General features: G+C 32.9%; 1 protein-coding gene and 1 pseudogene. Both read right to left on the reverse strand.

Going from position 1 to position 4463, the window contains the following annotated elements:
• Positions 1 to 330, reverse strand: a pseudogene (locus ACFIJW_RS07930) (hypothetical protein); the annotation flags it as partial.
• A 1684-nt stretch (positions 331 to 2014) separates the two neighbouring features.
• On the reverse strand, positions 2015 to 4463 hold a 2449-nt coding region (locus tag ACFIJW_RS07935; RefSeq protein ID WP_375633866.1), incomplete at its 5' end, for a type ISP restriction/modification enzyme.

Raw genomic sequence — 4463 nt, forward strand, 5'->3', positions numbered from 1 at the left:
ATAAATTTGCGCATTACCATAGACATCAACAAAAAAGCTTTTTACTTTAGCATTTCCAAAGACGCGTGCATTTTGAAAGACCCGAGCTTTATTATACACCCAGCAATTACCTTCATGAGAGAGATTATCTTCACTTTCAATATAGCCACCGAGGTCACCTTTTTTCACATCATCAAAATCTCTTAAGGCTCTAATTCGAGTTAAGAAATGACCATCGATATATTCACAATCATCAATAAATTCATATTTTTTTGCAGGCTCTTGTTGATTAACAGACGTGGTTTCATTTGAAATATTAGAGATAACGGGGGTGTTTTTTGAATTTGTCATAATTAAAACCTTGATGTTAATATTGTTTTGAAATTGACACCCTTATAGGGCGCCGGGCGCTCAAAACNATTTGTCATAATTAAAACCTTGATGTTAATATTGTTTTGAAATTGACACCCTTATAGGGCGCCGGGCGCTCAAAACACGGCATCAAGTCCGTTGCTACGCTTTTCTCATAAGAGTATTGTATGGCGTAACTACACCCGACATAATCATTATATGCTAATCATAACATAAAAGACAGTCAGTATTTAAAGAAATGGGAAAGGTTGTTTCGTAACCTACCCGCTTGATGTTTAAGTGTTTTGATCACTTGAATATTTATATAACAAAATACGTATTTATTGTCAAACAATATTTTATCTTTTTTTGATATTTTTTTAATACGTTATGTATTGATAATATCTTATGCTTATTAATTCCTTCTTTTATATTTATGTGCTTTTAAAGATATATTATAGGCTTTATGAAACGATTGCGTTATTTTCTGAATCTATACATTGATAATATTTAGAAACGCTCTCATAGTGCGTATTTTTAACTTTATAACCTATCAGTTTTTTTCACTAAATGAATTTTAATTTTTTTGTGAATTTTTTTTATAACACATTTGCAACTTAACAGCTTTTCATAGAGATGGTCTTTATAACCAACCCTTTCATTTGCATTATGATTATAAAACCTTGCTGTTTTTATGCATTCTCTATAGCTGTTATATGCTTTATAGCCACCGCATCATTTTTCATTTTCATAAGAGAAACGATAAATAGGATAATTACGATTTATAGACTGTTATGAAAACATCTCAATAGAAACTGATAATTATAGAGATGAGCAAAATCTCTTTTAATAGACCGTGTCAGTGTTGTCAGTTCCTTTTAAGACCCTCTATTATTTTTTTTATGAGTAAAAATTAAAAACATTATATTTCAATAGTTTAATATCTTTAAAACATAACCCATATCAAGAGTACAATCTTGAAAGATAACCAATGATGTGAATTGATTAAAACCTGTCAGTTATGTGTCAGTAAATTGAACTGACAAAATAGATTATTTTAGTGAGTGATTAAAATGTGCTTTATGAAAAGCATATGATCTTTTAAAGCCTTTCAAAAGATAGCTTGTAACTCATATGAAATGCTATCAAGACCATTATGGTTATGAGTTTTGAAGATTTTGAGTATTTTGAGGGTTCCTTTTACGCCCCTTTATATATTATTTTTCAATCAAAAATAAAAGTTATTATATTTCAATATGTTAATGTTTTAAATAAACAACCCATATTACACACAACACGTAAATACAATCTGTAATATATATAAAAAGGGGTTTTGAAGGTATTTTGAGGGTTTGAGAAACCTTCAAAACCTATAAGTAATATAAGAAAATGAATATACATAGCTCTCTTTAAACAAAGCTATCATTTTAGATTACGATATAACCTCTTAAAGGCAATGTAAAAGAAGCGTATTCACTTTAAGATGGGATTTCTTAAAAGTCTTAAAGCAATTCAAATAAGAGTATTTAAAAGTGCAAATGATTTCTTTTTAGAATAACGCATACAAACACTCCTTTTAAAGATTGTATGTAAGCAATTTATAAAGAGGGTATAGAACCTATAGGTTATAAGACCTTATACCCCTTTGTGAGGTTAACATGCCTATCATCTGAGCATGCCAAATCTATTCAGTTTCTCTCATTTCTAATTTTGGTAGTTTTTTTACGATTTTCATTGTTTCTAAACTTACGGTAATAACTCTTTGAAACAACTCTAGAGGGTAGGCAGGGTTGCCAATGGTTTCAACAGCATAGCGATTGGCATCATTGACAATGCCACTCTTTTTATCAGTCTTTACACATTGACGCCCCATAACCCATTCAAGAGCAGGTTTGCCATTGACGATATACTTATAAGCTTCAAGAGGGATATCTGTTATTGTGATATTGCTATTATAAAAAACAGTCGATTTATCCTTTTCCTTACTATTCTTAATTTTTGCGAATTTCATTTCAGTTACATAATAGAATTTTTCGGGATTAGAGATCTCTGTCTGTTTTGGATTACCCTTTTTAAAGGTCACGGGATAAGGCTCTACATCTTCATAATTCACGTGCAAGTGACCCAGTTCACGCCCTGCTGTTACAAACTTCCAAAAATCACCAGCACTCTTTACACAAGGGATACGAGGCAGTTCTTTAGAGAGGTTATCAGCATAACGAGCACAATAATCTTCCGAATGAAGTAGACCGTAAACATAATAGAATAGATCATCTTTCGTGATAGTTTCATTAGGATAAGCGGCTTTAAAATGGTCTAGACCTTCATCAGTAATGGCATCACACCTTTGTAAATCAGCTGTTTTGTTTTCTTCTATAGAGTTTGTAAATAAAAGGGATTGTTTCTCACTTTTATTGTTACTTTTTAAAGATTCAATATCCTCATAAATATACCTTGGAAAGCATTGACCAGTATCTATTGCATGAAAATTAGGTAGAGTCCTGGTCATTAAGACAGAAAAGCCCACCATTGCTCCTATACCTGTAACTTGTATTACCCTATTTTCATTCATTTGTTCCATAGAGAATACACACGGCATTTTGGAAACTCTATCGTTGAAGGTGCGATTATAATAGAGCCACTGTTTCATAAAAGGGCGATAAAGGCTTTGAATAAAGCACGCTTCTTCAAATTCGAAAATTTTTCCTTTTACCAGTTCCTGCTTAACATTATGGCTCCAACTTATCTTTTTCTCATCTGTATTAACAAAATTATCTACAACCTTTGTACGTGTTTTATGGTCAGTATGTGGATAGGTGTTGTTAAAACGTTCCACTTCACTGTTATAGAAGGCAATCATATTACGCATATTTTTTGCTAAAGCTTCACGGCTAGAGTTGTATGTCCAAGCATCACGATTGGTTTTTAGACCACAAGAATAAATCTCAAAAAGTTTTTTACCATGACTTTTTTTATCACCTTTATCACCTATAGCTAAAAATGCTTTGAAACTGTCATCCCGTTGACCAAGCCAATCCCCATGTTTATCTGGTGTGATTATTTGCCACCCTTGTTTACTCCGTGTAACACCATCAATGCTCCCAAGAGACTCTATTATTGTAAGCTTTTTTTCTCTTGTGAGTGAATTTCCAATGTCATGATAGTAAATTTTACACTCTTCAGAAGCATTGGGGTTTTTGATAAATAGTGTCACAGCAATACCGGTCATACTACCATTGCCAAAAATATTTTCTCCTTCTTGAGCGTTGTTTTTATTCCTCATATTTTTACGAATATCCCCCCGTAAATTAAGCACATAAATACTGCTAAATTCTTTAGCTAAAGATTTTCGTAAACCATCCATAGAATATCCACTGATAAAATTTCCATTTGTGACAAAGCCGATTATTCCAGCATCAGCAATACGGTCACTAGCCCAGCGAATGGCACGAATATAACTATCATAAAGCGCTTGCCTAAGATTTGCTTTAGATTGAGCAGCATACGTGTCACTGATGCGTTTATTTAATATGGGATAGGGAGTATTCTTTGCATTATCATTTTCACTCTTTTGACCTACCGAATAAGGAGGATTGCCAAAGATCACTTCAATATTCAAATTTTTTTGATGCTCTAAATATTCACTGTTTTCCTCTAATAAACCTTTCATCAAATCTTGTTTTTCCAGCATCCGAAACGTATCAGTTAAACCAATATGCTTGAAAGGGATGTAATCTCCTTTCTTCAAACTATGGTAAGTCGATTCAATATTGATCGCTGCTATGTAATAAGCCAGTAAAACAATCTCATTGGCATGGATATCATGACGGAATTTATATTCCATATCCTCTGGTTTTATGAGCTTTGATTGTAAAAGCCTTGTGATAAAGGTACCCGTTCCAGTGAAAGGGTCAAGAATAGAAACACCACGTGACCCCAAGCTTTTTCCAAATTCATTGCGTAAAACATCATCAACAGAATGAATGATAAAATCCACGACCTCAACGGGGGTATAAACAATGCCAAGCCTATCCGTTGTCTTCTTAAAAGCTTTGGTAAAAAAATCTTCGTAAAGTTTGATAATAAGATTTTGTCTTGCCTGTGGTTCGGTAATGCCAGAGGCACGGAACTTT

Origin of the sequence: Bartonella sp. MM97QHHN (genome assembly GCF_042194285.1) — a bacterium.
Classification (GTDB): Bacteria; Pseudomonadota; Alphaproteobacteria; order Rhizobiales; family Rhizobiaceae; genus Bartonella.